Source organism: Streptomyces sp. SP18BB07 (assembly GCF_036322545.1).
Taxonomy (GTDB): Bacteria; Actinomycetota; Actinomycetes; order Streptomycetales; family Streptomycetaceae; genus Streptomyces; species Streptomyces deccanensis.
In genome coordinates this window covers 1-362 of record NZ_JAQYWT010000036.1, presented here as the reverse complement: position 1 = coordinate 362, position 362 = coordinate 1, and the positions used below count along the sequence as shown (strand labels likewise).

Genomic DNA, 362 nt, shown 5'->3' with positions numbered 1-362 from the left:
GAAATCCGCCGTACCCTCGCCCAGGCCAACCCCGCCGCCCACCTCCCCGACCTCGCCATGTCCCTGAACAACCTCTCCGTCCAGCAGAGCGGGACTGGGGACCGGCAGGCAGCGCTCGGCTCCATCACCGAAGCCGTCGAACTCCGCCGGACCCCCCCCGCACCGGGGATGGTGGAGAGCGCCGCCTGCCACCCCCATCTACCCAACGGCGGCGTGGCTTGGAGGTCCCGCCGCTCTTCGGTTCGGGGGAGGTGGGCGGCGGGGTTGGCCTGGGTGAGGGTGCGGTAGTGGTCGACGGCTTCGGTGATGGAGGCGAGCGCTGCCTGCCGGTCCCCAGTCCCGCTCTGCTGGACGGAGAGGTT

At 71.8% G+C, this 362-nt stretch carries 1 protein-coding gene; it reads left to right on the top strand.

Going from position 1 to position 362, the window contains the following annotated elements:
- On the top strand, nucleotides 1-288 hold a 288-nt coding region (locus PUR53_RS00090; protein ID WP_443080240.1), incomplete at its 5' end, for a hypothetical protein.
- Nucleotides 289-362 lie beyond the last annotated feature (74 nt).